Source organism: Photorhabdus viridis (assembly GCF_040256935.1).
Lineage (GTDB): Bacteria > Pseudomonadota > Gammaproteobacteria > Enterobacterales > Enterobacteriaceae > Photorhabdus > Photorhabdus viridis.
Genome location: NZ_JBEJZY010000259.1, coordinates 1 through 478 on the forward strand (window position 1 = coordinate 1; position 478 = coordinate 478).

Annotated in this window: 1 protein-coding gene; it reads right to left on the minus strand. The window is 56.1% G+C overall.

Going from position 1 to position 478, the window contains the following annotated elements; genetic code table 11:
- Positions 1–478 (minus strand): AMP-binding protein (locus ABR397_RS25540; protein WP_350307769.1); only part of this gene is annotated, 478 nt, incomplete at both ends.

The following is a 478-nucleotide window of genomic DNA, read 5'->3' on the forward strand; positions in this document are numbered from 1 at the left end:
AACCCTACTACCCGCGCCGGTGAGCTTGCCATGCAGACGGCCACCCGCTGATCCGGCGCGATTCCCAGTGCAATCAGTTGATGGGCCAGCCGGTTAGCATCGGCATTCAATGCGGCATAGCTCAGGGTCTGTCCTTCATACACCAACGCGGTGGCGTCAGGCGTTTTTTCTACCCGTTGTTCAATCAACTGATGAATGCATAACTGCTCAGGATACGGTGTTTCAGTCGCATTCCAGGTTTCCAGCAATAACGCGCGTTCCGTTTCAGGCAAAATATTCAGCGCCCGTACCGGCGTTTCCGGTGCCCGCTCCAGCGCTTCTGCCAGACTTGCCAGCGCCTGTTGCATATAACCGCATACCCGATCCTGCTCAAACGGCTGTACTACCTGCGCAGTCAGCCCCAGAGTAGAACCTCCGTCCTCTACCGACAGCACAAACGGATAGTTGGTCCGCTCCTGTTCACCCAGAAATTCGATAC